Below are 2,058 nucleotides of genomic sequence, written 5' to 3'. Positions count from 1 at the left end.
AATTTAAACGATTCACTGTAGCGTCTAATTACTTTGTCATTTTTGTACATAATTATTAAAATTATGTAGCCTTATTTCCGGACGGGTCAAAATTATGCACAACGGTCTAGGCTATGAGTAGTTGCGTGGGTTAGCACTTAACTTTGCAAGTACACACCAAACTGAAAATTCGCGAGGATTTTCAGAAGCAAGCGAGAACAAGCAATTACTTATAGCCATTGTTGTGCAACGTACTTTTTGTGTTTATTTAATTCTTTCCGTGTATTTTTTCATTATCCAACCAGTTTCTGGTAAATTGTCATTCGGGTTTAAATAACTTACATAAATCCATTTGTGATTTATATTAAGAACTACAAATTCAAATCCTTTCTCAATATTTACAACAACTTTCGACTTTGATTTTGGTTTCAGGAAAACTTTGCATTTTCGATTAGTTATTCTGTATTCTTTTTGTTCTTTTAATTTCTTTTCAAAATTTGTAAAATGTCTGGTTATAGTTTTATCAACTTCTTCCTGCGTTGCAAATTCAGGTTTTGGTGTCCAATTTCTTATTTCACTTGTAATTGCTAAAATAAAACTTATCAAAGCGAGTACTTTCCAAAATATGGCAGAAGAACTTTTGTCTTGATTATCTATTTTAACTTCAATTCTGCTTAAAAATTCATTTAAATATTCAAGATTCTCATTTGATAGTCCTTCCTCTTCAATTATTCTATCGTTTATAGAAACAGCTTCTTCTGTTATTTCGTCAAAGTCTTCTAAAATGTCCCACTTTTGTTGTGATGAAGCAATTTTCGCAAGTTGAGCAGAAAGTCCAGATAAAGCAAATTGTAAATTCGGAATTTCTATTGCAGTTGTCAATGATTTTGAAAGTACTAAAGCACTATTTATTCCTTCAAATAATCGACTATTTTGATTTCCGATTGAATTTAATAAATCTAAAGTTGTATTTGGAATAGCAAAATTTGGTTGTGTATTTATCCGTTTTGTCATTTCATAAGCAGATGAGCTAATGTTATTATAAGATGAAACACCTTTTAAAAGTGCTTCAGTCATTTTTAAAGTATCAGGTTGTTTCGTCCAATTTGTAGAACTCAAAATTTTTGTAATTGAGTCAAATGGGTTTATTTGATTATTAATTTTTTGAGCAAAATTCTGGGTTTTTAGTATATCGTTTAAATTCATAATTTTTAATGCTCAAATGTTGTTTTTCGGTTTTTCAGTATGTTGCACAACGGTCTCGGTTATCGCCAGTTGGCGGAGTAGGGAACTCGGATTTGTCGGCTTAGAATTGGTTTGTTGGTCAATTTAATTATTTTCTTACTAACTGTGCCGCTTATTGGCGATTAACCGTTGTTGTGCATAGTTTTTTTATTAAATACATGATTGAGTAGATATACCAATTTCAACCAAACCAGTCTTTTCTAATATCATCAATTAACGAGTTTTCAATTTTTCTTTGACTTCTCCAGAGAAATGGATGTATAGCATTGGCTCTAACGTAAGCTAAACACCTTACATATATTTCTTTATTTTCATATACAACAAATAGTTCTCTTCCTAAATGATACGCTATTTTAGCTTTTTCTATTATTATTACGTGGGATTGCTTGTCCGATTTAACAATTTTCCAACCATTTCTATGACATATATTCTCTACTAGATCTATGTTTGTTTTCTTGCCTATACCTTTTGTTTTTCTAAATTTTGAGGCTTTAATTATTTGAGTATAAATAAAATGAGCATAAAAAATACTAGCTATTAAAGTAACTATAGAAAGGGGTAATAGAATTACATTTTTAATATTTAGTTGGACGATCAGAAATCCAACACTTAAAATTAAAGGGAATATTATAATCACAAAATTTTGAAAGTATTGAAATATTCTAATTATAAATAATTCATTAAATACTAACCTTTTTTGCTGAACAGATTTACTAGAATTGAAAGTATAATATCTCATAAAAATGTCTAGTCCTGAAATATGGCTACAGGTTGAACATGATTTTAAGCAGTTAATTTGTATACCATATTTGGTGTTTTATACTCTAAAGATAA

The 2,058-nt window shown here is 29.3% G+C and carries 2 protein-coding genes; both read right to left on the bottom strand.

Annotated features, from left to right (window positions below; genetic code table 11):
• Window positions 1-243: 243 nt before the first annotated feature.
• The gene (locus tag BM201_RS17945) at window positions 244-1,185 is read right to left on the bottom strand and encodes a hypothetical protein (protein WP_092545200.1); all 942 of its coding nucleotides are present in this window, start codon (window positions 1,183-1,185) and stop codon (window positions 244-246) included.
• Between the two features lie 220 nt (window positions 1,186-1,405).
• The gene (locus BM201_RS17940) at window positions 1,406-1,963 is read right to left on the bottom strand and encodes a hypothetical protein (protein ID WP_092545198.1); all 558 of its coding nucleotides are present in this window, start codon (window positions 1,961-1,963) and stop codon (window positions 1,406-1,408) included.
• Window positions 1,964-2,058 lie beyond the last annotated feature (95 nt).

This window comes from Zunongwangia mangrovi, assembly GCF_900112105.1.
GTDB classification, from domain to species: Bacteria; Bacteroidota; Bacteroidia; order Flavobacteriales; family Flavobacteriaceae; genus Zunongwangia; species Zunongwangia mangrovi.
The sequence above is the reverse complement of the archived record's forward strand: the minus strand, read 5'-3'. Positions and strand labels throughout refer to the sequence as shown.